We start from the raw sequence: 25,254 nt of genomic DNA on the forward strand, positions 1-25,254 counted from the left end.
ATATGCCTTTTCGTTCCTCCATATGCAAATTTAATTGGAGGGAATGTGACTCAGTATTCTCGGCAAAACATCTAAGGCCCTCCCCGCCAACCGGATGTCCACGGTCGTGCTCAGGTCCGTGAAGCCGGGGTTGATCTCCACGGTGAAGCCACCCGTCGCCCGTGTGTGCAGCACCGGCTCGACGATATAGGGGAAGCTCGCCGTGGTGCCGACCGCCAGAACGGCGTCGAAGCCTTTGCGCAGTTCGGCATAGAGCGCTTCGATGGCCCGCTCGGGCAGCATTTCCTCGAACAGCACCACCGGCGGCCGCAGGACGCCGCCACATTGCCCGCACAACGGTGGCAGCGGGCGTAGCAAATGCTCTTCCAGCTCGGGGCTCTCCGCCCCGCAGGACTGGCAGAAAAGGGGCGCCAGCTCGCCATGGATCTCGATCAGGCGCTCCGGCGGGCTGCCGGCGGCCCGGTGGTAGCCGTCGATATTCTGGGTCAGCACCCAGCAGCCGGGCTTGCGCCGCTGCAGTTCGGCAATGGCCTCGTGCCCGGCGTTGGGACGCGCGCCCAGGCAGGCTTTGCCCAGTTCGGCGAGGTATTTCCAGCAGAGCCCCGGATCGCGCCGCAGCATCGGCCCGGACAGCGCCGCCTCGATGGGCAGCCCCTCTTCCGTGCTGCCGTTGTAGAGGCCGCCCAGGCCACGGTAGGTAGGCAGGCCGGAGTCGGCGGACACACCCGCTCCGGTGATCACCAGGATGCGCTCCGCCTTCCTCAAGGCTTCGGCGACGCGGATGATGTCGTGTTCCAAGCCGATCTCCTGCGATTAGCCTGCCCGTCCCGCCAGTGCGCAGTGGACCCTGGCAGGTTTCAATGATTCACGGTGTGCGCCAGCATCACCGACAACTGGCACAGCGGTCGACCGCTCTCGGCATGCCAGCGGTTGAAGGTGTCCTGAACGATGGCGAGATCCTTCTGGCTGGTCGGCGTCTTGTCGACGATGCCTTGGGCCTTGAGCGCCGCCACCATGTCGTCGGTGGGGATGAAGGTGTCCTTGCCGACCATGCGCAGGAAGCGCGGTGCCGACATTCCGCCAAGCTGGTTGCCGTGCTTGGCCAGGTATTTCCACAGACCGACGATATCGGTCACCGGCCAGTCGGCGATCAGCGCCCCGAAGCGGCCCTTTTCCCGCGCCACGTCGAGCACCATCTGAGCGTTGCGCGGCACGCTCTTGAGCTTGCCCAGGTGGCGGATCAACCGCTCGTCCTGCATCAGCCGCTCCAGGTGTTCGGCACTCATCAGCGCGACCTTTTCCGGATCGAAGCCGAAGAAGACCTCTTCGAACGCTGGCCACTTGGCGTCCACCAGGCTGTGCTTGAGGCCGGCCCGGAAGATGCGCAGGCTGATCGTCGACAGGTAGCGGTCGTCGCCCAGGTCGCGCAGCTCCGCGTCGCTCCTGGGCGCCGGCAGGCGCGCTTCCAGGGCTTCGCGAGAGCCGAAGCGGTTCAGGCAGAACTCGTACAACCAGGTGTAGTCACGCACGCGCTTTCGCTCCTTGCTCATCGCTGGCGGATTGCAGCTCGCTGCCGCGGTTACAGGCTCATCACATCGAGAAAACGCGGCGTGGCGCTGTCATCGATACGCAGGCTGGCGAAGTCGAACAGGTTGCGGTCGGCCAATTGCGACGGCACCACGTTCTGCAAGGCGCGGAACATGATCTCGGTGCGTCCCGGCGACTTGCGTTCCCATTCCTGGAGCATTTCCTTGACCACCTTGCGCTGCAGGTTCTCCTGCGAACCGCACAGGTTGCACGGGATGATCGGGAATTCCTTCATCCGCGCATAGGCCTCGATGTCCGCTTCATTGCAGTAGGCCAGCGGACGGATCACCACATTGCGGCCGTCGTCGGAAAGCAGCTTGGGCGGCATGGCCTTGAGGGTGCCGCCATAGAACATGTTGAGGAAGAAGGTTTCGAGAATGTCGTCGCGGTGATGCCCCAGGGCCATCTTGGTCGCGCCGATTTCGTCGGCGAAGGTGTAGAGCGTGCCGCGGCGCAGGCGCGAGCACAGCGAGCAGGTGGTCTTACCTTCGGGAATCTTTTCCTTCACCACCGAGTAGGTGTCCTTCTCGATGATGTGGTGTTCCACACCGAGGGATTTCAGGTATTCCGGCAGCACGTGCTCGGGGAAGCCGGGTTGTTTCTGGTCCATGTTCACCGCGACGATCTCGAACTTGATCGGCGCGACCTTCTGCAGGTACAGCAGCACGTCGAGCATGGTGTAGCTGTCCTTGCCGCCGGACAGGCAGACCATGACCTTGTCGCCGTCCTCGATCATGTTGAAGTCGGCGATGGCTTCGCCGGCGAGGCGGCGCAGGCGTTTCTGCAGTTTGTTCTGGTTGACCGAAAGGGTACCCATGGTGCTCTGGAATCCGGGGAGTTGCGAAAGGCCGGCATTTTACGCGGAAAGCGCCGCCAGCCCCAACCCGCCGATCAGGAGCGCTCAGGGTTCGTTGAGATCCCAGTCGAAGCGATAGCGAACGCCGCCCTCGAAACTCGCCAGGCGCCGTGCCAGCTCTGGCTCCGCGTAGGCCGTCAGGTGCTGGAGCAAGCCGGCTTCGCCGCCGAAATCGGCGGGAAACCAGTCGTAGAGCTTCGAGAGCACCAACTGGCCCTTCTCGAAGTCGACGCCACGCGGATGATTGATGTAGGCCCGTGCGCCCTGGTCGAGCAAACGCTCGCTGTTCTGCGCGGTAAACGCCTCGGCGGCCAGGTTCGGACTGCCCAGGCTGCCGTTGTTGAGCGCGTAGTGCAGCCGCGGGTCTCGCCAGAACGGCCGCAGGATACGGTGCTCGATGTCGTTGAGGCTGAGCCGGTGGCCGGCGACTTCCACCAAATCCAGGTCCCACGGCCCGAGCCGGTACCAGCCGCCCAGGCGGATGACCGAACGGACCGGATAATGCTGCAGCACCAGGCGCACGGTCAGTGCGTTGTAAAGGTTGATCCAGTAGGCGCGCTGCTCGTCGCGGGTGAACTGGCGCGGATCGAGCGCCGCGAGCTGCTCCAGGTAGATGTCCAGCAGGCGGACATGATCAGGGTCCACCCGGGCATAGTCGAAACGGGCGATACCGCTGGGATGGCGGTCGTCCAGGTAAAGCGTCAGCAGCTCCTGCCAGGCGCTGTGGTCGATGCTCGCCGCCCGCGTCTCGTCGCTGCGATGCCAGATCTCCCAGGGCTCCATGGCGGGCGTGGCAACGGCCACCCGCACAGCGGCGAATATCAGCAAAGCGGCGCTCATCCAGCGTAGCAGGGTCATGCACATCCTCCGTTCGACGCACCTGGGACCGGAGCGAGCCGCTCAAGTTCATCGGCAACTCCGGAAGCGTGATAGGCTCGTCCCATGGCTTCCGATCTCGACCCCACCCTCGATCTCGCCGACCAGTTGTTCTCTCTGCTACGCGAAGCGAACGACGGTTGCAGCGAATACCAGTTGATCCAGCAGCTCAGGGCGCGTCGATCGACGCATATCCCGCACCTGTCGCTGACCGACCGACTGGTGCTGTTCCGCACCCATTTCCTGCTGTTCAACGCCCTCTACCGGCTGCGCGACCGGCTCTGGGAGGAAAGCTCGGCCCATCTCGAGATCAGCGCGCTGCACATCCAGCTGCATCCCTACCAAAGCGGCACGGCGGAGCTGAGCGAACAAGACCCGCTGCGCGAGTACTACCTGGACATGCGCCATCTGCGCGAGACCACCGAGCAGGACGTCGAGAAACTGCTGGCCAGCTTCTGGACGCGCATGCAAGGCGGCGACGAGAAGCGCGCCGCGCTGGAACTGTTCGAACTGGACCGGCTGGACGAACCCGTCAATCTCGCCACCATCAAGCTGCGCTATCGCCAGTTGGTCAGCCTGCACCACCCGGATCGCGGCGGCAGCACATCGCGCCTGCAGTCGATCAACCGGGCGATGGAAATACTACAACGCTATTACACCTGACCCGCAGAGACGAATTCGCTCTAAAGCCGCGCGCTGCGCGGGCTCCAGCGCATGCCTATACTGCGACATACGGTCGCATAGGTTCGGCCTCGCACCCGGTGGCGCTGTGCATGCGCGCCGGGCGCATCGCTGGGGGGCGATCGTTATAACAAGAGGAGGTGTTGGCATGATCCATCACGTTTGGGGGCTTTTCACCCATCCCGACCAGGAATGGCAGGAAATCCGTGGCGAGGAAGAAACCATCAGCCACATGTACCTGACCCACGTTCTGATCCTTGCGGCCATTCCGGTCATTTCTGCTTATATCGGTACCACGCAGGTCGGCTGGGCCCATGGCAGCAGCACACCCGTGAAGCTCACGGAGGCCAGTGCACTGCAAATGACCATCATGTCCTATCTGGCGATGCTGGCCGGCGTTGCGGTCATGGGTGCGTTCATCAAGTGGATGGCCCGTACCTACGATGCCAGCCCGAGCCTGGCGCAGTGCGTGGTCTTCGCGGCCTATACCGCCACTCCGCTGTTCATTGGCGGTCTCGCGGCGCTGTATCCCAACCTCTGGCTGGCGATGCTGGTGGGGACCGCGGCGATTTGCTACACGGTATACCTGCTCTATGTGGGCATCCCTACCTTCATGAACATCCCCGAGGACGAGGGCTTCCTGTTCTCCAGTTCGGTGCTGGCGGTGGGGTTGGTAGTGCTGGTGGCGATGATTGCGATCTCGGTGATTCTCTGGGGTATGGGCATGGGACCTGTCTATACCAGTTGAGCCAGGTTTTCTCTTCGACGAGGCCGCCACGAGGCGGCCTCTTTTTTGCCGGAACGGAACCCCGCACCGGGAAAAATTTGAAACCCTGCCCCGCTTGGCCGTCTAACCCTTTAACCAGCCCCGTTTCCGGCAGTGCCGGGGCCGGGTCGCAAAGGAACGGAGGAGGCCTCGCATGATTCCGCACTTTCTGGAACTGATGACCCATCCCGAGCACGCCTGGGAAGAAATCCGCCAGGGCGAAGACCGCAACAGTTTCCACTACCTGCCACACCTGCTGCTGCTCGCGCTGATTCCCGCGATCAGCCTGTTCATCGGCACCACCCGGGTGGGCTGGAGCCTGGTGGAAGACGAGCGGGTGATGCTGACCACGGTCAGCGCATTCCAACTCAGCGCCCTGCTCTACCTCACCATCATGCTCGGCACGCTGCTGATGGGCTGGTTCATCCGCTGGATGTCGCGCACCTTCGATTCCCGCCCTACGTTCAACCAGTGCGTCGGTTTCATGGCCTACATCGCCACGCCCTATTTCATCGCCGGCCTGGCCGCTCTCTACCCCAGCCGCTGGCTGGCGCTGGCCGTATTGCTGCTGGCCTCGGGCTACGCCACCTTCCTGCTGTATGTCGGCCTGCCGCGCTTCATGCGCATCAGCAACGAGCAGGCGTTCCCCTATGCCAGTTCGATCTGGGGCGTCGGTTTGCTGGTCCTGGTGACTATCTTGGTCAGCATGATCCTGCACTGGCAGTACGTCCTGCTGCCCGACTACGAGCGGCCGACGATCCAGGACCAGGCCTATCCGACCCAGGACGAACGCCCGCAGTAACCGCTCGGCAGGCAAGCGGTTCGGCGAGGACAGGGTTTGCGGCATAATCGCGGGGCTCTGGAGTGCCCCGTTTCATGCCCGAATTGCTCAATACCCGCGTCGAGGCCTGCTATCAGCAGGCCGAAGCCTTCTTCAAGCGCAGCTTTCCGCGCCCCCGGGTCAGCCTCAAGCTACGGGGGCAGAAAGCCGGCGTCGCCCATCTGGACGAGAACCTGCTGCGTTTCAACCTGCAGCTCTATCGCGAGAACAGCGAGGACTTCCTGCGCCAGACCGTCGCCCACGAGGTGGCCCACCTGATCGCGCATCAGTTGTTCGGCCCGCGGATCAAGCCGCACGGCGAGGAGTGGCAGTTGATCATGCGCGGCGTCTACGAATTGCCGCCGAACCGCTGCCACAACTATGCGATCAAGCGCCGCAGCGTGACCCGCTATCTGTACCGTTGCCAGTGCCAGGATTTCCCCTTCTCCGCCCAACGCCACGCCCTGGTCGGCAAGGGCCGCCGCTACTACTGCCGACGTTGCAAGGCGACCCTGGTCTTCACCGGCCAGCAAAGCCGGGAGTGAATATCCTCAGGCGATAACCCCGGCAGCCTTGAGTTCTGCGATGCGTGTTTCCGCATAACCGAGGCCGGCCAGCACCTCTTCGGTATGCGCGCCCACCGGCATGCCGATGTGACGGGGCTCCGGCAGCCCGGCGGAGAATTTGATCGGGCAGGCCATCTGCCGCTGCGGCGCCGCTCCGTCGCGCGGCACGCCCACCACAAGACCGCGAGCCCGCAGTTGGGGATGTTCCACGGCCTCGGACAGGCTCAGCATCGGTTCGACGCAAGCGTCCACCGCGGCGAAACGCTCGCACCAGTCGGCGAAGTCGCGCTTTTCCAGCTCGATGGCGATCTCCCGCTTGAGCAGGCGCTGCTCCTCCGCACTCGGCGACAAGCCACGGGCAGCCAGCTCCGGGCGGCCGATGGCCTGGCAGAACTGCAGCATGAACTGCGGCTCCAGGCTGCCCACCGAAAACCAGCGGCCGTCGCGGGTCCGGTAATAGTCGTAGAAGCTGCCGCCGTTCAGCGCCTGGCTTTCCATGTCCGGCTCCACGCCACAGGCCAGGTAGCCGGCACCGGCCATGCCGTTCAGGCTGAAGGCGCAGTCGGTCATGCTGACATCCACCTGCTGGCCCTCCCCCGTCTGCTGGCGGTGGATCACCGCGGCCAGCAGGCCCATGACGCCATGCAACGAGCCGCCGGCGATATCCGCCAGTTGCACGCCCAGCGGCAACGGGCCAGTGTCGCGCCGGCCGGTGTAGCTGGCGACACCGGCCAGGGCCAGGTAGTTGATGTCGTGCCCGGCGCGATCCTTGTAGGGGCCGGTCTGGCCATAACCGGTGATCGACACGTAGATCAGCCGGGGATTGATCGCCTTCAGGGCCTCATAACCGACGCCGAGCTTATCCATCACACCGGGGCGGAACTGTTCGAGCACGATGTCGTATTCGCCCACCAGTTGCTTCACCACCTCCACCGCTTCCGGTTTCTTCAGATCCAGGGCAATGCAGCGCTTGTTGCGGTTGAGGTAGGCATGGCTGGCCGAGGTATCGCCGTCATGGGGCGGTAGCAGGCGCACCAGGTCCATGCGCCCGGGCGACTCGACCCGCAGCACGTCGGCGCCCATGTCGGCCAGTAGCAGCGAGGCGAAAGGCCCCGGCAACAGGGTGGAGAAATCGAGAATCTTGAGGGAGGACAGCGGGCCTTTCATGAGCACTCCTCAGAGTTTGAATACACGCCTCGCGTTGCCGCGCAGGAACTTCGCCTCCACCTCGGCGGGAAGGTCCAGGCCCTTCACCTGCTCCATGCAGCGGCTCAGCGACAACTGCGGGAAGTTGCTGCCGAACAGGACCTTATCCTGCCCGTAGCTCCGTATGAAGTGCAGCAACTGCGACGGGTAATAGCGAGGCAGGTAGGCGGAGGTATCGATGAACACGTTGTCGTGCTTCCAGGCCACGCCGATCATTTCGTCGGTCCAGGGATGGCCGATGTGGCCGGCGACGATGCGCAGCTCGGGGAAATCCAGTGCGACGCGATCCAGGTAGGGCACCGGCCGGCCGGTCTCGGAGGGCATCAGCGGCCCGGTGTGACCGACCTGGGTGCAGAACGGGATGTCGAGTTCGATGCACTTCACGTAGAGCGGGTAATAGAGCCGGTCGTCCGGCGGCAGCTTCCACAGCCAGGGCACCACCCGCAGCGCCTTGCAGCCCAGCTCGGTCACCGCCCGCTCCAGCTCGCGCACGGCGGCCATGGGCTTGCCCAGGTCGACGGTGGCGACGCCGACGAAGCGATCCGGGAAGGCGTGGGTGAATTCGGCGATCTGGTCATTGTCGATCACCCAGCCCTCGGGACGGCACCAGGCGGCGAGCATCAGCGTGTCGACGCCGGCCTTGTCCATTTCGGCGACGGTCTGCGCCGGATCGAGGCGCCGCTCGAGCAGGTCGGCGGAGCCGGATTTCTCGAACAGTCGAGCCACTTCGGGCATCCGTTCACGCAGGTTACCCATGGCCGGCTGGGCCCAGGCGTCGATGGCACCGCTCCGAAGCGACATGGTCGTTCTCCTTTCAGCCGTGATGTCCGCTGGGCGAAGAATTCGCCCCTACAGCCTTGCGGTTCGGATGGATAGGCAGGTTAGGCGTCGCGGCTCAGGCCGCTCAATGACGCAAGCGCTCAGCACGATTGACGCTTTCGGCCAGACGCCACACCGCCGGAGCACAAAAGCCCGCCGTTGAATAGTCCCCAATGAGTATGTGGCAATGTGACAGCAAAGACAGGTAAAGTCCTCGAAGCCCGGCGGCTCCGGAACGGCCGCCCCACCCATGCAGTTTTCACGATGTCCGACACCACGCCGCCAGCCTCATCCACACCGGCTCCTTGCACCGCGAGCAGCTCCCTGTCGCAGCACATCACCTTTCTGTTGCTGGCCGTCCTGACCCTGTTGCTGCTGGCCGTATGGACGCTGCCAGCCGCCTACGGGCTGCGCCTGAGCAACCAGTGGTTCCCGGTTTCGTTGCACACCCTCATCGAATCCAGCGCCGTCGCCATCGCGATCCTGGTCTTCGCCGTGACCTGGCACGCCTACCGGCCGGAACGCCCGGCCAACCTCGTCGTGCTGGCCTGCGGCTTCCTCGCCGTCGGCCTGCTGGATTTCGTCCATGCGTTGTCCTACAAAGGCATGCCCGATTTCGTCACGCCGGCCTCGCCGGAAAAAGCCATCTATTTCTGGCTGGCCGCCCGGTCGATTGCGGCCCTCACGCTGCTGACCATCGCCTTCCGCTCCTGGCGCCCGCTGGCATCCGCCCGCCGCCGTTATGCCCTGCTCAGCGTCACGCTGGTGCTGGTCGCCGTGCTGAGTTACCTGCAGCTCCGCTACCCGGACATCTGGCCGCGCACCTTCATCGAGGGCAAGGGCCTGACGCCGCTGAAGATCGCCATCGAGTGGCTGATCATCGCGCTGCTGGTGGTCGCCGCCCTGCGCTTTTCCCAGGCCCGGGCGGAAAATCCGCCGTACGACGCCGGCGGCATGCTCGCCGCGACGCTGATCGCGATCCTGTCCGAGCTGTGCTTCACCGCCTATAACAACGTCAACGACATCTTCGCCCTGCTCGGCCACCTCTACAAAATCATCGGCTACTGCTTCATCTACCGGGTGGTGTTCGTCTCCAGCGTGCGCGAGCCCTATGAGCGTCTGAGCGTTGCCATCGCCCAGCGCGATGCCGCCGAACAACGCGCCGACCGCCTGGCGTTCTACGACGGATTGACCGGCCTGCCCAACCTGACGCTGCTGCAGGACCGTGCCGAACAGGCGCTGGCTGCTGCCCAGCGCAATCACAGCCAGGTCGCCCTGCTGTGCATGGACATCGACGGCTTCAAGCTGATCAACGACTCTCTCGGCCATGCCCACGGCGACGGACTGTTGCGCGCCATCGCCGAGCGCCTGCGCAACTGCGTGACCGATGCCGATACCGTCTGCCGTCCCGGTGGCGACGAGTTCGCCATCCTGCTCACCGATCTTGCCGACGCCGAATCCGCCGCGGCGGTGCCGGATAGGATCATCCAACACCTGAAAGCGCCCTTCCCGCTGTTCGGCCAAAGCCTCGAGGTTTCCGCCTCCATCGGCGTGGCGCTGTCTCCGCACGACGGGCTCGACTTCCAGACCCTGCTGCGCAACGCCGAAACCGCCATGTACCAGGCCAAGCGCAGCAACCGGCAGCCCTGGTGCTTCTACGACGCCGCGATGAACACCGAAATGAGCGAACGCCTGAACCTGCTCAACGGCCTGCGGCGCGCCTTGGACGAAGATCAGTTGCAGCTCCATTACCAATTGCAATTCGACCTCGACAGCGGCGCGATCATTGGCGCCGAAGCCCTGGTGCGCTGGCAACACCCGCAGTTGGGCCTGTTGATGCCCGGGCGCTTCATCGCCGCCGCAGAAGAAAGCGGGCTGATCATTCCCATCGGCGACTGGATCATCCACCAGGCCTGCCGCCAGGCCGTGCAGTGGCGCCAGAGCGGGGTGCCGATCCCCCGGGTGGCGGTCAACCTGTCGGCGATCCAGTTGCACGACGGCAAGGTAGAAGACAGCGTGCTCTCCGCCCTGGCCGCCACCGGCCTGCCCGCTTCCGCGCTGGAACTGGAGTTGACCGAGTCCAGCCTGATCGAGGACACCGAGCAGGTGCAGGCCACCGTCCGACGTCTCAAGGCACTGGGGGTACGGCTGTCCATCGATGACTTCGGCACCGGTTTTTCCAGCCTGTCGTACCTGCGCCACCTGGCGGTCGACAAATTGAAGATCGACCAGTCGTTCATTCGCGACCTGACCGTGACCGCCGACGCCGGGGCGCTGGTCAGCGCCATTCTCAATATGGCCGCCTCCCTGGGCCTGAAGACCATTGCCGAAGGCGTGGAAGACCGGGAGACCGCGGACAAGCTGTGCGAACTGGGCTGCCGGCAGGCCCAGGGCTATCTGTTCGCCCGCCCTATGAGCGCCGAGCAGTTGCCCGATTTCATCGCCGACTTGCCCACGCGCTGATCCGCCTGGCGCTTCTCCCCTGTCGTTGGGCGCGAATCCGCCTTGTCCTGGGTTGGCCGTGCCTCCTACCATCGGGCTTCCGCCCTTCTCGAGAGTCGCCATGCGCGAACGCACCATCGCCAGCCATTTCGTCCGTGCGGCCCTGCGGGGTGCCGAACGCCAAGGCCACGACTGCGTCCCGCTGCTGCGCCGGGCCGGCATCCAGCCGGCCGTGCTGGAAGAGTCGCGCGCGCGGGTGGCGCCGGAGCAGTTCGCCAGGCTGATCCAGTTGCTCTGGGAATTTCTCGACGACGAATACCTCGGCTTCTGCCACCAGCGCAGCAAGCGCGGCACCTTCGCCATGATGTGTCACGCCATCATCCACTGCCGTACCCTGGAAAAGGCGCTGACCCGCGGCACGCTGTTCTATGGCCTATTCCCCGAGGCACCAACCATTCACCTGCAACGGGAAGGCGACTGGGCGCGCCTGACGGTCGGCGATACCCACCTATGGGACCCGGATCATTTCCTGGTGGAAAGCCTGCTGGTGATCTGGCACCGCCTCGGCAGTTGGTTGATCGGCCAGCGTATCCGCCTCGAGGAAGCCACCTTCACCTATGCCGAGCCGGCCCATGCCGCTGAATACGACCTGCTCTTCCCCTGCCGCCGACGCTTCGATGCAGGCACCACCAGCCTGCTGTTCCAGGCCCGCTACCTGGCCATGCCGTTGCTGCAGGACGAGCGCACGCTCAAGCACTTTCTCGAATACTCGCCAGCCGACCTGCTGGCCCGTCCGGACAGCGGCGACAGCCTGACCAGCCAGATCCGCCGCCTGCTCGGCCGCGACTGCATCCGCTGGCCAGACCTGGAAAGCGTGGCGCAGCAGCTGCACATGAGCCCACAGACCCTGCGCCGCCACCTGCGCGAGGAAGGCTCCAGCTTCCAGGAGCTGAAGGACCATCTGCGCCGCGACCTGGCGATCTACCACCTCGGACGCGACGAGCTGTCGATCCAAGACATCGCCGAACAGCTCGGCTTCTCCGAACCCTCGGCCTTCCACCGCGCCTTCAAGAAATGGACCGGCTTGACACCGGGCGCCTACCGCAGCCAGGAGGGCTGAGGGCGGTTGGCAAACCACTCCCATTACGCGCCACACCGAACTGTTTTTCGTAGGAGCCAGCTCTGCTGGCGATTCGTGCGTTCGGCAACATTCCGCTTCGCGAGCAGAGCTCGCTCCTACATGAACGGTACACCTCACAAACAAAAACCGCGGCCGAAGCCGCGGTTTTCTTTCACTCGCCCCGATCAGGCCGCAGCCGCTGCCTGACGCAGCTTCTCCGGCTTGATCATGAAGCGCGCCAGAGCCGGGAGCAGCCAGATCGCGCCCACCATGTTCCAGAGGAACATGAAGGTCAGCATCAGGCCCATGTCCGCCTGGAACTTGATCGCCGAGAAGATCCAGGTGGCCACGCCGATCGCCAGGCAGACGCCGGTGAACAGCACCGCCTTGCCGGTGGATTTGAGGGTCTCGTAGTACGCCTCCTGCAAGGGCATGCCCTGGCGCAGGTAGGTTTCCAGACGGCTGTAGATATAGATGCCGTAGTCCACGCCGATCCCCACGCCGAGGGCGATTACCGGCAGGGTGGCGACCTTCACGCCAATGCCCAGGTAAGCCATCAGCGCGTTGCCCAGCACCGAAGTCAGCACCAGCGGCAGGATCACGCAGAGGGTCGCCGCCACCGAGCGGAAGGTCAGCAGGCACATGAAGATCACCGCCGCGTAGACCGCGATCAGCATGGTGGTCTCGGAGGCCGCGATCACTTCGTTGGTGGCCGCCTCGATACCGGCGTTGCCGGCCGCCAGGAGGAACTGCAGGTCATCCTTGTTGTGCTCATCGGCGAACGACTTGGCCGCGGCGACCACGTGCTCCAGGGTTTCCGCCTTGTGGTCGTTGAGGAACACCAGCACCGGCGCCAGCGAGCAGTCGGTGTTGTACAGCCCCTCGGCACGGGCGATGGAGTTGTTCAGCACGTCCTGGTTGCGCGACAGGGTTTCCCACTTCAGGTTGCCCTCGTTCATGCCCTTGATCACCTGTTTGGAGACGGTGACCATGGAAATCGCCGACTGCACCCCGGCCGTGTTCTCCATCTTCCACATCAGCTCGTCCATCGCCGACAGGGTCTGGTAGGTCGAGCAGCCTTCCGGCCCGGTCTTGACCATTACCACCAGCACGTCGGAGCTGGTCGAGTAGTTGCGGATGACGAAATCGTTGTCCAGGTTGTAGCGCGAGTCCGGATGCAGCTCCGGCGCGCCCTGATCGAGGTCGCCGATCTTCAGGTTCTGGCCGTACCAGATACCGCCACCGAAGGCCAGCAGGGCGATGACCACCGAGATCGGCGCCACCACCGGATGGGCGAAGTTGGCGATCAGGCGCCAGAACGGATGCTCCCGGGCGGCCTCGTCGCGGCTCTTCTGCACCGCGCGCTTGCTGATGCCGATGTAGGAGATGGTGACCGGCAGCAGGATCAGGTTGGTGAGGATGATCACCGCCACGCCGATGGAAGCGCCGATGGCCAGCTCGCGGATCACGCCGATGTCGATCAGCAGCAGGGTGATGAAGCCCACCGCGTCGGAGAGCAACGCCACCAGGCCGGGAATGAACAACTGGCGGAAGGCCATGCGCGCCGCGCTCAGGGCATTGGTCGCCTCGCCCGAGGCCATGGCGATGCCGTTGATCTTCTGCACGCCATGGGAAATGCCGATGGCAAAAACCAGGAACGGCACCAGCATGGAATATGGATCGAGCCCGAAGCCCAGGGTGTGCAGCAAGCCGAGTTGCCAGACCACCGCGATCAGGGTGGTGAAGACCACCGCCAGGGTGCTCTTGAAGCAGCGGGTGAACCACAGCAGCAGCACGAAGGTGATGCCGATGGCCACGGCGAAGAACAACGCCACGCCGATCAGGCCGTCGATCAGGTCACCGACTTTCTTGGCGAAGCCGATGATGTGAATTTTCACATTCGGGTTCTGCGCCTGGTATTTCTCGCGGATCTTCTCCTCGAGTTCGTGGGAGAACTTCTGGTAGTCCAGCTTGAGCAGCTTGCTCTGGTCCTGCGGGTCCGGGTAAGACTCCAGCAGCGGCACATCGACGATGCTCGACTTGAAGTTGTTCGCCACCAGGCGGCCGATCTGGCCCGATTTCAGGATGTTGGCGCGCAGGGCTTCCAGGCTCTCGGGGGAGCCGTCGTAGGTCTGGGGAATCACCTCGCCGCCGGCGAAGCCTTCTTCCGTCACCTCGGTCCAGCGCACGCTGGGGCTCCACAGGGATTTCAGGCCGGAGCGGTCGACGCCGGGCACGTAGAACACCTCGTCATGCACCTGACGCAGGGTTTCCATGTACTCCTTGGTGAAGATGTCGCCTTCCACCGCTTCCACCGAAATGCGCACGGTGTTGCCGAGGTTGGCCAGGTCGTTGCGGTGCTCGAGCATCTTCTGGATGTAGGGATGCCCCAGCGGGATCATCTTCTCGAAGCTGGTTTCCGGGCGAACCTGGGAAGCCTGGTAGAAGAGGAAGATGCTGATCAGCAGACACAGCAGGATCACGGCCGGGCGATTGTTGAAGATCAGCCGCTCGAGAAGGGACGCGGGTTGTTGTTGATGCTTACTCATGCAAAGGCTCCCGGCTTATTTTTGTTGGCCCAGATCGGCGCCAGTCGGCGAGGCGACATGCACGCCGCCCTGCCCCACCAGGATCAGGTTGCCGTCATCCGTAGCGCTCACACCGGCCAGGGAAAGCCGGTCGGGTCGATTGGTCACGCTGAAGGTGCGGCCGCTGTCGGTGCTTTTCAGCACGCTGCCGCCATGCCCGACGACCACGATGGCGCCATCTGCCAGCAGGTTGCCGTCGGCCAGGCCGAACTCCAGCGGGCCGTTGTGCTGGGTGTTCAGCTCGAGCTGCTCCCAGGTATCGCCGAAATCGTTGGAGCGAAACAGGTGGCCGCGCAGGCCATAAACCATCAGGGTGCCTGGCTCGGCCGTGCCCAGCGCGCCGAATAGCGAGCCCTCGTAAGGCCCTTCGACCTTTTCCCAGGTCTGACCCCAATCGCGGGAACGGAACATCGCGCCGGCCTCGCCGACCACGAACAGGCCGGAATCCTTCACGGCGACGATGGCGTTCAGGTGAAAGCCGTCTTCGTTGTCCAGGCGGTCGCTGACGTCTTCCCAGTTCTGCCCGCCGTCGGTGGTCTCCAGCAGGGCGCCATAGGCACCGACGGCGATGCCGTGGTTGGCGTCCTGGAACCAGATGTCCAGCAGCGGTGCTTCGCGTTCGAGGTCCTGGTACTGACGGGCCCAGCTGTTGCCACCGTCGGTGGTGACCAGCACCTGGGCATCGTGTCCGACCGCCCAGCCGTGTTTCTCATCGATGAAGAACACCGCAGTGAGCATCTGCCGGGTCGGCACCTTGGCCTGCGCCCAGCTCTTGCCGTTGTCGTCGGAATAGAGAATGTGGCCACGATCGCCCACCGCCACCAGGCGCTTGCCGGCGCGGGTGACATCGAGCAGCAGGCTACGCACGGCCTTGGGCGACTCGATGGCGTAAACGGGGTTGGAATCGGTGGAACCTTCCGCGTGCAGCGGAGCGGCGAAGGCCAGGACGGACAGCACACTGCACAGCGAGAGCGCTTTAGCCAGCGGCGATAGAAAGCGGAACGTCGGCAAGCGGGAAGACTGCTCGACGAAACCGGACGGGGTGCGCCGCAGGACGGGCTCACTCATACACCTTTCCCCCTTATTGTTATAGGTGGGTCTGCCTGGAAGCAGGCCGCTTATGCTATCCAGCTTTCAAAAGGCCTGACAATCAGCGCGACGTTATGTTTTGTTAAGCCAAAATCCGCGTGATCCGGCCCTATCAGCCAGGCTGATGGACGAAGGCCGCTCACGCTGGAGCGGCCTTCGCCAATACAACCTTAGCGGGTACCGCGCCGACGCAGGGCCGACGGCTTGAAGTAACCGTCATCCGGCGTGGCCTGGCTGAAGTCGATGGTGCTCGACTCTTCGTTGTCCAGGTTCTGCACGTGGTAGCGGCGCGCCTGCAGATCGTGAAACACATCGAGCGCGGACCAAGTGGTCGGCAGGTCGTAGTAGTTCTTCAGATAAGCGATGGAGACGCGCCACAGCTCGCCGCGGCCGTCGTACTGGTCCGCCACCGCGATCTGCCAGCTGTCCTCGTCGAGGTAGAGGGTGCGCTTGGAATAGATATGGCGAGCACCGGGCTTCAGCGTGCCCTCCACCACCCAGACGCGATGCAGCTCATGACGGGTGACAGCCGGATTCAGATGGCCGACCTGCAGCAACTGCTCGTACTTCACCTCGGGGCTGGTGACCTTGTAGTTGTTGTAAGGGATGTAGATTTCCTTCTTGCCCACCAGCTTCCAGTCGTAGCGATCCGGGGCACCGTTGAACATGTCGGTGTCGTCGGCGGTTCGCAGGCCGTCGGCGGCGGCGATCGGCGTGTCGTAGGCCAGGTTCGGCGCACGGCGCACACGGCGCTGGCCGGCGTTGTAGCCCCAAGCCTGGCGCGGCTCCTTCACCTGATCCAGGGTCTCGTGCACCAGCACCGCCCCACCCGCCAGGCGCGCCGGGCTTTTGGTGAAGGACAGGTAATAGAAGAGGATGTTGTTCAGGTTGGCGAACGAACCCTTGGGCTCGTAGAACTTGAACAGGGCTTCCTGCTGGGAAGTCACCAGGTTGAACGCGCCGTTGCGCTGCACCGCCACTTCCGATGCGCGGCGCACGACATAGGTGCCACGGTAGCGGGCGATGTGGTTCCACAGCGCTTCGACACCGTTCTGCGGGATCGGGAACGGGATGCCGCCGAAGGCATCGGCGAAACCGTTGCCGCCGTCCAGCAGCTTGGCGCTGGTCGCGTTCTTCAGCGTGTTGTCATAGACCCACTGCGGTGCCGAGCCGGAGCGCCGGCTCTGGTAGACCGGCATTTGGAAGCTGTTCGGGTAGGTGGCGAACAGGGCGATCTGGCCGGGGGTCAGGTTCGCCTTGTACTGCTCCAGGTTGGCCTGGGTGATGGTGAACAGCGGCTTGTCGTCGGCGAAGGGGTCCGGGTGATGCTGGCCGGGCTTCTTGTAGTCGGCCGGCGGCTGGGTGATGCCGCCGGTCCATTCGGGAATGGTCCCTGCCGCGTTGCCGGCCTTCTCGGCGCCGAACGGGGTCAGGGTGGTTCCCAGCTTGGCCACTTCTTGCGGCGAAACCGCCGCCAGCGCGCCGCTGGCGGACAGGGTCAGGGCAATCGCGGCGCCGATCAGCGAGTGCTTCTTCAGCATGCTTGTGTTCTCCGTGGTGAGCCGGGCCTCGCCGGCCCGGCAGCTGTCATCAGGATTCAGAAGGAGTACTTGACGTTGACGCCGACGTTATCGCGGTCGCGCCCGGCGTTGTTCTGGCCGGCGCCGTAGAACTCGGTGTATTGCAGTTCGGCTTCGAGGTTGCTCAGGTAGCTGGCGCGAACACCCAGGGTGTAGGCTTTGCGCCCCTCGATGAAGTTGCCGGTCTGGTGCGAATTGCCTTCGAAGTCATGCTTGAACACCGCGAACGGCGAGAGGTTGACCCCGGCGTAGACGTCGTTCCAGGTGCCGTTGAGCATCAGGGTGTAGCCGTAGGCATTGCGGTTGACCTGGTCGTCGCGCTCGTAGCCGGAGATGTAGGAGCCGTTGCCGCGGCCAGCGTAGTAGCGGGTGGTGCCGTCGTAGGCGGTGTAGTGCAGGCTGTCGCCGCGCAAGTGCTCGGAGGCCAGCTCGGCGACGCCGAACAGCGAGTCGAAGCTCATCGCCGGGCCGAAGTTGTAAATGGTGCCCAGGGACGTATTGAACGCTTCCACACGTGTGGCGTTATGAATCTGATCGGTGATCTGCACCTGCTGGCCGCCGATGTTGACGGTACGGCCGTCGGCCAGCAGCGCCGCCTGGCTCAGCAGGTCGCCGAGCAAATCGTTGGTGGCGGCAATGCCGATCGGCATGTTCGGCCGGTAGGCCAGTTCACCGAACACCGACGCCTCGCCCAGCGTGGTATTGAAGCTCATGCCGTACATGCGGATGTCTTCGGCATACTCGCGGCGGCCGTTGACCTGGTTGGCGACGTCGACGGCAGCAGCGCCATTGATCAGATCGAGGACACTCTTTGCACCGGCGTTGCCGGCGGCTGCCGCGACCAGCTGGTCGTAGGACGCAACCGGAACGCCCAACAGATTGGCCAGCAATGCCATCTGATCGATATCCAACCCGGCATAGCTGCTATTCAGGTCGGCGTAGATGGTCGGCTCTTTCGCGTGATAGTTGACGAAGTAGAAGCCGAACTCGGTGGAGTTCAATTCTTCGGCGATGTAGCGGAAGGCGACGCCGAACTGGCCGTCGTTCTTGGCATTGATGTCCGAGCCGATGTTGGCGACCTTGAATACGCCGTTGGAGTCCAGGTAGTCGGTGCCCTGGAGACCGGCAAAATTGGCGCTGACCGGATTACCGAGCAGACTGCCGCCGTTGACCAAGGTGGGATAAGCGGTCTGGAAGAGCGGGCTGGCCAGCCGCTCCTGCGTGGTATACGCCGTATTTCCTCCCTCCGCGAACAGATCGGTCTCGGAGAAGAAGGTCCCGGCCGGGTCGATCGCGGTCTCCTTCCAGTTCCACTGGTAGAAAGCTTCCATCGACAGGTTGTCGCTCAGGCCGATGTTGAAGCTGAACGCTTCGACCGGCACCAGTACTTCCTTCAGCTCCGCGCCCGGCAGGCGGAATTTGGCGGCATCCACCGGGTTGGTGGTGTTCACGCCGCCCCGGTAGAACACGCCCTCGCCCCAGTTGAACACCTGACGGCCGACCCGTGCCGACAACGGCATGTCGCCCACGTCCCAGTTGCCATAGACATAGGCATCGAGGATCTCGGCGTTGCGCCCGGCGGTGTGGCGGGTGTCGTAGGTGAAGCGGTCGTCGCGCGGATAGCTCTGGCTGGGCTGCGCCGGGTTGTTGTTGTCGTAGTAGTCGTTGCGCTTGTCCATGATCTGGGTGTCATAGAACGCGCTGCCACGCACGAAGGCGCCGTAGTTCTCGTAGGTCACTTCCAAGTCGGAGGTGATCTTGAACACTTCGGAGACCAGGCCGGTATCGAAATTCCGGTTGCCGTCGTTGGTATTGATGTCGTTGTTGGTCTTGTCCTGGCCCTGAACCCGCCACAGTTGGCCATAGGACACCGTGGTATCGAGCGAACCGCTGATCGCGTCATCGGCGAAGCTGAACTCGACGGCCTGGGCATGCGCTGCCACCAGCAGCGGCAGGAGGCCGACGAAAGCGAAGCCGGCCTTGGCCGGTGCGAGAGATAACTTGGACGATTGGATTGCCAGCAAAACCATTACTCCGATGGGCTATTCGTTTTTCTTGTTCGCACCCGCCGAGCGGGCGCACGACGCTGGGCCACCTTGCCGCAGCCGTGGATCGATCGACGGGAGTCCCTTGAACGCGTGTGGAAGCGCGCCCCATCGCTGAGGCGACCGACGAGGAGGCCTTGATGGTGGCGCATTGCTGCAACCCGGATGCCAATCGGGCCGTGGAAGGGCAAAAAAACAACCGTTTGGTCAGATCCCCATGTGACTGACCGTTCACTGAGCAAAACCCGGGTTCAAACGAGCGTTTTTCTTATTCGTAACACCGGAAAGCGTCGGATTGTCGGACAGAGGTACGACGTAGGTAGTCAGCGCAAGGCTCTAGAATGCCCATTTCCTTCAGATCCAAAAACCTGACAGCAGGCCTTCAATTTCCTTTAGTAACAAAAAAGTGTTACCAGCCATCAGCTAGTAACACTTTTTCATAAGGCACGATCACACCCCAAAGAGGGGTCAGGCGAGGCTCTTGCTCACCACCTCGTAGACATCGCTGGACAGCTCGCCGGAGGCAAGGATGCGTTCCAGCTCCGCCCGCATGAGCGCCTGGCGCGCGTTGTCGTACTTGCGCCAACGGGTCAACGGTGCCAGCAGACGCGACGCGATCTGCGGGTTGAGGGCATTGAGCGTGATCACCTGGTCGGCGAGGAAGCGGTAGCCCGCCCCGTCGATCCGGTGGAAATTGACCAGGTTCTGGTTGGCGAAGGCGCCAATCAACGCACGCACCTTGTTCGGGTTCTTCAGGGTGAACGCCGGATGCTGCATCAACTGTTGCACGCGCTCCAGACCACCCGGCAACGGGCTGCCCGCCTGGACGCTGAACCATTGGTCCATGACCAGCGGATCGTCCTTGAAGTAATCGGCGAACATCTCCAGGGCCTTGCCCCGCTCCGCCTCGAACGGCGAATTCACCAGCACCGCCAGGGCGGTGAGGCGCTCGGTCATGTTATCGGCGGACTCGAACTGTTCGATGCAGGCGGCCAGCACGTCCTGACGCTCGCTGAGCATCAGGTACGACAGCGCGATGTTCTGCAACGCGCGACGAGCGAAGTGCTCGGCCTCGGCGATATACGGGCTTTGCCGCGATTGCTCGCGATTGGCCTGATAGCGCTGCCACAGCGGCTCGAACAGTTCCTCGGCGAGACGCTTGCGGGCGAACTCGCGCGCCGCATGGATCGCATCCACATCGGCTACGTCGCTGATTTCGGTGAGATAGGCCTCGCTCGGCAGCGAGAGCATCTCGGCGACCATGGCCTGGTCCAGTTCCCGATTCTCCAGCACGCTGCGCAGCGCGGCGACCAGTCGCGGGTCCAGCGCCAGCGTTTCGCCCCGCTGCTGCTGGCCGATCAGTTCCTGCAGCACCTGTACCGACAGTTGCTGGCCGGCATCCCAGCGGTTGAAACCGTCGGAGTCGTGCTGCATGAGGAACATCAACTGGTCGCGACCATAGGGGAAGCACAGCTTGACCGGCGCGGAGAAGCCCCGAAGCAGAGACGGCAGCGGCTTTTCGGGGATATCGACGAAGGTGAAGGTCTGCTCCGCCTCGGTCACCGAGAAGACCCGGTTGGTCCCCTGGGCAGCCGCCTCTCCCTGAAGGCACAACGGCAGGTCCCTGCCCTGCCCATCCAACAGGCCCAGCTCCACCGGGATCACGAAGGGTTCCTTGGTCGGCTGGCCCGGTGTCGGCGGGCAGCTCTGCTTGAACGTCAGGCTGTAGGTGCCGGCCGCGGCATCGTAGGCCTCGCTGACATCCAGGCGCGGCGTGCCGGCCTGGCTGTACCAGCGCTTGAACTGAGTCAGGTCGACGCCGTTGGCGTCTTCCATGGCCTTGACGAAGTCGTCGCAGGTCACCGCTTGGCCGTCGTGTCGCTGGAAGTAGAGGTCGGTGCCCTTGCGGAAGCCCTGCGGCCCCAGCAGGGTATGGATCATCCGCACCACTTCCGCCCCCTTCTCGTAGACCGTCAGGGTGTAGAAATTGGAAATCTCGATGAAGGAATCCGGGCGTACCGGATGAGCCATGGGGCCGGCGTCTTCGGCGAACTGGTGGGTGCGCAGGTAGGCGACGTCCTCGACCCGCTTGACCGTGCGCGAATTCATGTCGGCGGAGAACTCGGCATCGCGGAATACGGTGAAACCTTCCTTCAGCGACAACTGGAACCAATCGCGGCAGGTCACTCGGTTGCCCGACCAGTTATGGAAATACTCGTGGGCAACGATCGCCTCGACGCGCTGATGGGCGGCGTCGGTGGCGGTTTCTGCCTTGGCCAGCACGGCGCTGGAGTTGAAGATGTTGAGGCCCTTGTTCTCCATGGCGCCCATGTTGAAGTCGTTGACCGCGACGATCATGAAGATGTCCAGGTCGTACTCGCGCCCGTAGACCTCTTCGTCCCAGCGCATGGACTTCTTCAGGCTGTTCATGGCGTGCTGCACCTTGTCGATGTTCTCCGGCTCGACATAGATGCGCAGGGCGATCTCCCGCTCGGTCATGGTGGTGAAGCGGTCCTCCACGCACCACAGGTCGCCAGCGACCAGGGCGAACAGATAGGCCGGCTTCTTGAACGGGTCTTCCCAGGTCGCCCAGTGGCGGCCGTCGTCTTCGCTACCGCTGGCGATCGGATTGCCATTGGAGAGCAGGACCGGATAGCGATGCTGCTCGGCGCTCAGGGTGGTGGTAAACGTGCTCATCACGTCCGGGCGGTCGAGGTAATAGGTGATCTTGCGGAACCCTTCCGCCTCGCACTGGGTGCAGAACATCTTGCCGGACTTGTACAGCCCTTCCAGCGCCGTATTGCTCTCTGGATGGATGCGCACACTGCTGTCGACGGTGAAACGCTCGGCCGTCGGTTGCAGGGTCAGGTAATTGGCATCGAGTTGATAGTCGCCGGGTTGCAGCTCACGGTCATCCAGCATCAGCGAGAGCAGTTCGAGTTGCTGGCCGTCCAGCACCAGCGGCGGCAACTTCGGGTTATTGGCGGCACGCTCGGGGTTGCGGCGCATCACCAACTGGGCATGCACCAGAGTGTGGTCTTCGTACAGCTCGAAGGTCAGGTGCGTCTCGTCGATCAGATAATCCGGCGCCTGATAGTCCTTCAGGTAAATGGTTTTCGGCTGTTCGGTACGCATGTGGGCCCCTTCGAGTCAGCTTCATTCGGTAAGTGAAATAGACGCCGGCCATTCCTGCCAGCGCAACAGGCGGTCGGTCAAGACAGGTGGCTGACCGCCATCTGGTAAGCCGTGTATTTGCGGATATTGATGACGCCGGTATCGAACATCAGGTACTGCCCCTTGATGCCCAACAGCGTGCCTTCCACCAGCGGTTGTTTATCCAGGTCGAAACTGACGATCTTCACCGGGTAGTTCACCACCGGATAGCGGATTTCGACCGGCTCGGCATCGGCCAGCGGCTGGATCGCCTGCAATCCGAAGCGCTGCTGCAACGTTTGTAAACCTTCGACACAGGCGTCGAAGAGCTGTTCACGGATCGCTGGCAGGTCCACCGGTGCGGCATCGCCCTTGAGCAGCGCGCGCCAGTTGGTTCGGTCGGCCACCTGGCTGCGCAGCAGGTCCTCCACCAGACCCGACTGTTGCCGGGTACTCACCCGCAGGATCGGCAGGGCCTGGGTCGCGCCCTGGTCGAGCCAGCGCGTCGGCAACTGGCTGGCGCGGGTGATGCCCACCTTCACGCCGGACGAGTTGGCCAGGTAGACCACGTGATCGGTCATGCAGAACTGCTCGCCCCAGGCCGGGTCCCGGCAGGTGCCCAGCTCGTGGTGGCACTTCTCGGGGCTGACGATGCAGTTGTCGCACTGCGGCAGCTTGGTGAAGCAGGGATAGCAATAACCCTGACTGAAGCTCTTTTTGGTCTTGCGCCCACAGTGGGTGCAGTGGATCGCCCCCAGGTACTCCAGGCGCAGGGTCTTGCCGATCAGCGGATTGACCGGCACCTCCTGCTCGCCCAGGCGAAAGGCGTATTGCACCGGTGCGTCCAGGCGCACCGCCATCTTTTCCAGCGCACCGCGTCCCAGCTCGATCATCAGTGCCGGGTATCCGCGGAAGTGAACAGCAGGTTGGGGATCGGCTCGGACTTCGAACCGCACTCCAGGGTACCCATGTAGCCGGTCCGTTCCTCTTCCGGCAGGTTCTGGATTTCCCAGGCGATGACCGCCTGCAGACTGAGTTCCTTCTGCTCCTGGGTGAGTTTGCGGCCATCCGGCCACTTGCCGATTTCCACGGCGAGCTTGAGGCTCCGGTAGATCTCGGGGGTGATGTTTTCGATCATTTCGGCAAAGGACGACATGGCAGCCTCCGGACGACAAAGGGGGCCATTCTAACGGGACGCGGCGGACCGCGCACGGCCGCCGTCCATTGTCATTGCCTATGGCGCAGCCGCGCCAGGGCACCGCCGGCCACCCCGGTCAGGCAGCCGACCACCAATCCGCCGACGTGGGCCGCGTTGGCGATGGCGGCGATCCCCAGCCACTCGAACACGCCGGTCATGCACACCACCAGCCACACCAGCATCAGCACCACGACGCCCGGCGGCAGTCGGTAGGCGGGATTGGGCGCCAACTTCTGGTACAGCCAGCAATGCCCGAGCAGGCCGTAAAGCACGCCGGAGAGCCCACCGAACAGCGAAGGACCTGCGTGCAGATACTGGGCAAAGTTCGACACCAAACCGAAAACCAGGGTCAGGCCGAGCAGCGCCAGGCTGCCCTGGTGGGCCTCGATCCGCCGCCCCAGCTCCCAGTACCACATCGAATTCATCGCCAGGTGGAGGAAGCCGAAGTGCAGCAGCATGGGCGTCAGCAGGCGCCACCACTGCCCCGCGGCCAGGCTGTCGCCCAGGGTGGAGAAGTAGAGGTAGCCGCCATCGATGCGGAAATCCTGGAAGGTGAACCAACGGATCGCCGCCGCGTTGTCACCCACGAAGGTGAGTGCGGCGACGATCAGCGTCAGCCCCAGGACCGCTACGGTGACCGGCTTGCCGCGCAATCGTTGCAACCAGCCTTCGTCGGCCGGCTCGTCGACGACCAGGGCGGCCTGCGGATCGCCTTCGGGATAACGCGCATAGAGCTGGCGCACCTGCTCGGCCAGCGGCTCATCGGGAACCCAGAGAACCTGCTCACCGGACTCTTCGCTAACCCGATACGGCACCCGCAGGCGCCGCAACAAGGCGATGAAGGCGCCCAAGTCGACTTCCAGCGGCAGCCTCAGTGCTGCGACGGCACTCATTTCGGCGCCTCAGGCCGCTCCACCTCGACCCAGACGAACTTGCCCGGGTCCAGGCGGGTTTCCTGATCGAGCCGATAAGCCACCAGCTTGCCGTACATCACCGCGCTGTAATCCAGGCACGCCAGGTTCGGCCGGATCGGTGCCGGCTTGCCGCTGCGCCAGTAGTGGCCGACGAACAGCATGGGCTCCTTCGGGCCGTACAGCAGCAGGCCGGCCTTTTCGCTCTCGCTCAGGGGTGTCCGTGCCACATGATCGGGCAACGCATCGGGCTGGAACACGATGTCTCCGTAAGTCTGCGGGTTCTCTTCCCAGAACTTGGTGCGGAAGAAGGCACGGGTGAAGCCATCGTCGCTGGTCAGGGTCAAGCCATGGGGCAGACGCATGTCGGTGCCGCGCAGCAGGCGGTCGAAGACCTGGCAGGCGAAGCTACCCGGCACTGCAGCGGCCTGGAGGAAATGCTCATCAATACGCCCGTCCGCATAGAGCGCGCGCAGCGGCTCGATCAAGCCGGTATCCCAGCACGCGTGTACCACCCGGAAACGTCCGGCATCGATGAACAGGGGCAGCTCGTAGAACCAGTCGAGGAACGCTCGCCAATCGTCCGGATGGGCCTCGAATTGCTGCAGCGTCTCACGGATCAGCCGCTCGTGCCGGGGCGTGTGTTCGCGCACATGGCGGCGTCCGCTACCGGGCGGTGCCGGCGTTGCCCAGCCAAGTACGTTGAATTCGTGGTTGCCCATGATGCACAGCGCCTGGCCGGCCTCGACCATGTCGTGCACCAGATGCAGGGCTTCGCGGATACGCGGGCCGCGGTCGACGATATCGCCGAGAAACAGTGCCATCCGCCGCGGATGCCGCCAGACGCCGCCGTGCCGACTGTAGCCGAGCTGGTCGAGCAGTCGTTCCAGGGTATGCGCGCAGCCGTGCACATCGCCGATCAGGTCATAACTTCGCGCGGGGTCGAGCATG

Annotated in this window: 21 protein-coding genes; 6 read left to right on the forward strand and 15 right to left on the reverse strand. The window is 63.7% G+C overall.

Going from position 1 to position 25,254, the window contains the following annotated elements; translation table 11 throughout:
• Positions 1-30: 30 nt before the first annotated feature.
• The 4 genes from PIN01S_RS17725 to PIN01S_RS17740 form a co-directional block, all read right to left on the reverse strand.
• Positions 31-798 carry an NAD-dependent deacylase gene (locus tag PIN01S_RS17725; RefSeq protein WP_084337396.1) on the reverse strand — a complete coding sequence of 256 codons (768 nt, stop codon included), beginning with the start codon at positions 796-798 and terminating at the stop codon, positions 31-33.
• 59 nt (positions 799-857) lie between these two features.
• Positions 858-1,529: a DNA-3-methyladenine glycosylase I gene (locus tag PIN01S_RS17730; RefSeq protein ID WP_084337398.1), complete on the reverse strand. Its 672-nt coding sequence runs from the start codon at positions 1,527-1,529 to the stop codon at positions 858-860.
• Positions 1,530-1,579: 50 nt separating this feature from the next.
• Positions 1,580-2,404 carry a tRNA 2-thiocytidine(32) synthetase TtcA gene (gene ttcA, locus PIN01S_RS17735; protein ID WP_084337400.1) on the reverse strand — a complete coding sequence of 275 codons (825 nt, stop codon included), beginning with the start codon at positions 2,402-2,404 and terminating at the stop codon, positions 1,580-1,582.
• A gap of 84 nt (positions 2,405-2,488) precedes the next feature.
• Entirely contained in the window at positions 2,489-3,301 is an 813-nt protein-coding gene (locus PIN01S_RS17740) for a DUF547 domain-containing protein (protein WP_084337401.1), read from the reverse strand.
• Positions 3,302-3,385: 84 nt separating this feature from the next.
• Here PIN01S_RS17740 and PIN01S_RS17745 point away from each other — a divergent pair, with 84 nt between their 5' ends.
• From PIN01S_RS17745 to PIN01S_RS17760, 4 genes are all read left to right on the forward strand, one after another.
• Entirely contained in the window at positions 3,386-3,982 is a 597-nt protein-coding gene (locus PIN01S_RS17745; protein ID WP_084337403.1) for a DNA-J related domain-containing protein, read from the forward strand.
• Positions 3,983-4,148: 166 nt separating this feature from the next.
• A complete protein-coding gene (locus PIN01S_RS17750; RefSeq protein WP_084337405.1) occupies positions 4,149-4,748 on the forward strand; it encodes a Yip1 family protein in 600 nt (199 codons plus the stop codon).
• 172 nt (positions 4,749-4,920) lie between these two features.
• Positions 4,921-5,568, forward strand: coding sequence for a Yip1 family protein (locus PIN01S_RS17755; RefSeq protein WP_084337407.1), 648 nt, complete (start codon positions 4,921-4,923; stop codon positions 5,566-5,568).
• A 74-nt stretch (positions 5,569-5,642) separates the two neighbouring features.
• Positions 5,643-6,131, forward strand: a complete 489-nt coding sequence (locus tag PIN01S_RS17760; protein ID WP_084337410.1) for a SprT family zinc-dependent metalloprotease — start codon at positions 5,643-5,645, stop codon at positions 6,129-6,131.
• Positions 6,132-6,137: 6 nt separating this feature from the next.
• Here the strand turns inward: PIN01S_RS17760 and PIN01S_RS17765 are convergent, their stop codons facing one another.
• The gene (locus PIN01S_RS17765) at positions 6,138-7,319 is read right to left on the reverse strand and encodes a CaiB/BaiF CoA transferase family protein (protein WP_084337412.1); all 1,182 of its coding nucleotides are present in this window, start codon (positions 7,317-7,319) and stop codon (positions 6,138-6,140) included.
• Between the two features lie 9 nt (positions 7,320-7,328).
• Positions 7,329-8,159, reverse strand: coding sequence for an amidohydrolase family protein (locus PIN01S_RS17770; RefSeq protein ID WP_084337414.1), 831 nt, complete (start codon positions 8,157-8,159; stop codon positions 7,329-7,331).
• Between the two features lie 282 nt (positions 8,160-8,441).
• Between PIN01S_RS17770 and PIN01S_RS17775 the strand changes: the two genes are divergently transcribed.
• Together PIN01S_RS17775 and PIN01S_RS17780 are read left to right on the forward strand one after the other, a co-directional pair.
• Positions 8,442-10,640 (forward strand): putative bifunctional diguanylate cyclase/phosphodiesterase, encoded by a 2,199-nt coding sequence (locus PIN01S_RS17775; protein ID WP_084337416.1) that lies wholly within the window; start codon positions 8,442-8,444, stop codon positions 10,638-10,640.
• A 100-nt stretch (positions 10,641-10,740) separates the two neighbouring features.
• Complete coding sequence (locus PIN01S_RS17780) at positions 10,741-11,739, forward strand: AraC family transcriptional regulator (RefSeq protein WP_084337418.1); 999 nt, start codon at positions 10,741-10,743, stop codon at positions 11,737-11,739.
• 185 nt (positions 11,740-11,924) lie between these two features.
• On the opposite strand, the gene PIN01S_RS17785 is transcribed toward PIN01S_RS17780, so the two are convergent.
• The 9 genes from PIN01S_RS17785 to PIN01S_RS17825 form a co-directional block, all read right to left on the reverse strand.
• Positions 11,925-14,288, reverse strand: a complete 2,364-nt coding sequence (locus tag PIN01S_RS17785) for an efflux RND transporter permease subunit (RefSeq protein ID WP_084337420.1) — start codon at positions 14,286-14,288, stop codon at positions 11,925-11,927.
• Between the two features lie 15 nt (positions 14,289-14,303).
• Positions 14,304-15,395 (reverse strand): WD40/YVTN/BNR-like repeat-containing protein, encoded by a 1,092-nt coding sequence (locus PIN01S_RS17790; RefSeq protein WP_090257206.1) that lies wholly within the window; start codon positions 15,393-15,395, stop codon positions 14,304-14,306.
• A 191-nt stretch (positions 15,396-15,586) separates the two neighbouring features.
• A complete protein-coding gene (locus PIN01S_RS17795) occupies positions 15,587-16,957 on the reverse strand; it encodes a DUF1329 domain-containing protein (RefSeq protein WP_084337422.1) in 1,371 nt (456 codons plus the stop codon).
• Positions 16,958-17,013: 56 nt separating this feature from the next.
• Complete coding sequence (locus PIN01S_RS17800) at positions 17,014-19,026, reverse strand: DUF1302 domain-containing protein (RefSeq protein ID WP_423814549.1); 2,013 nt, start codon at positions 19,024-19,026, stop codon at positions 17,014-17,016.
• A 483-nt stretch (positions 19,027-19,509) separates the two neighbouring features.
• The gene (gene pepN, locus PIN01S_RS17805; RefSeq protein WP_084337424.1) at positions 19,510-22,176 is read right to left on the reverse strand and encodes an aminopeptidase N; all 2,667 of its coding nucleotides are present in this window, start codon (positions 22,174-22,176) and stop codon (positions 19,510-19,512) included.
• A 77-nt stretch (positions 22,177-22,253) separates the two neighbouring features.
• The gene (locus PIN01S_RS17810; RefSeq protein WP_084337426.1) at positions 22,254-23,087 is read right to left on the reverse strand and encodes a DUF2797 domain-containing protein; all 834 of its coding nucleotides are present in this window, start codon (positions 23,085-23,087) and stop codon (positions 22,254-22,256) included.
• Positions 23,087-23,350, reverse strand: coding sequence for a YeaC family protein (locus tag PIN01S_RS17815; RefSeq protein WP_084337428.1), 264 nt, complete (start codon positions 23,348-23,350; stop codon positions 23,087-23,089). Before PIN01S_RS17815 ends, PIN01S_RS17810 begins: the two co-directional genes overlap by 1 nt.
• A gap of 71 nt (positions 23,351-23,421) precedes the next feature.
• Positions 23,422-24,285, reverse strand: coding sequence for a rhomboid family intramembrane serine protease (locus tag PIN01S_RS17820; RefSeq protein WP_084337430.1), 864 nt, complete (start codon positions 24,283-24,285; stop codon positions 23,422-23,424).
• Positions 24,282-25,253 carry a metallophosphoesterase gene (locus tag PIN01S_RS17825; RefSeq protein WP_084337432.1) on the reverse strand — a complete coding sequence of 324 codons (972 nt, stop codon included), beginning with the start codon at positions 25,251-25,253 and terminating at the stop codon, positions 24,282-24,284. The genes PIN01S_RS17820 and PIN01S_RS17825 overlap by 4 nt, the downstream gene beginning before the upstream one ends.
• Position 25,254 lies beyond the last annotated feature (1 nt).

Origin of the sequence: Pseudomonas indica NBRC 103045 (assembly GCF_002091635.1) — a bacterium.
GTDB classification, from domain to species: Bacteria; Pseudomonadota; Gammaproteobacteria; order Pseudomonadales; family Pseudomonadaceae; genus Pseudomonas_M; species Pseudomonas_M indica.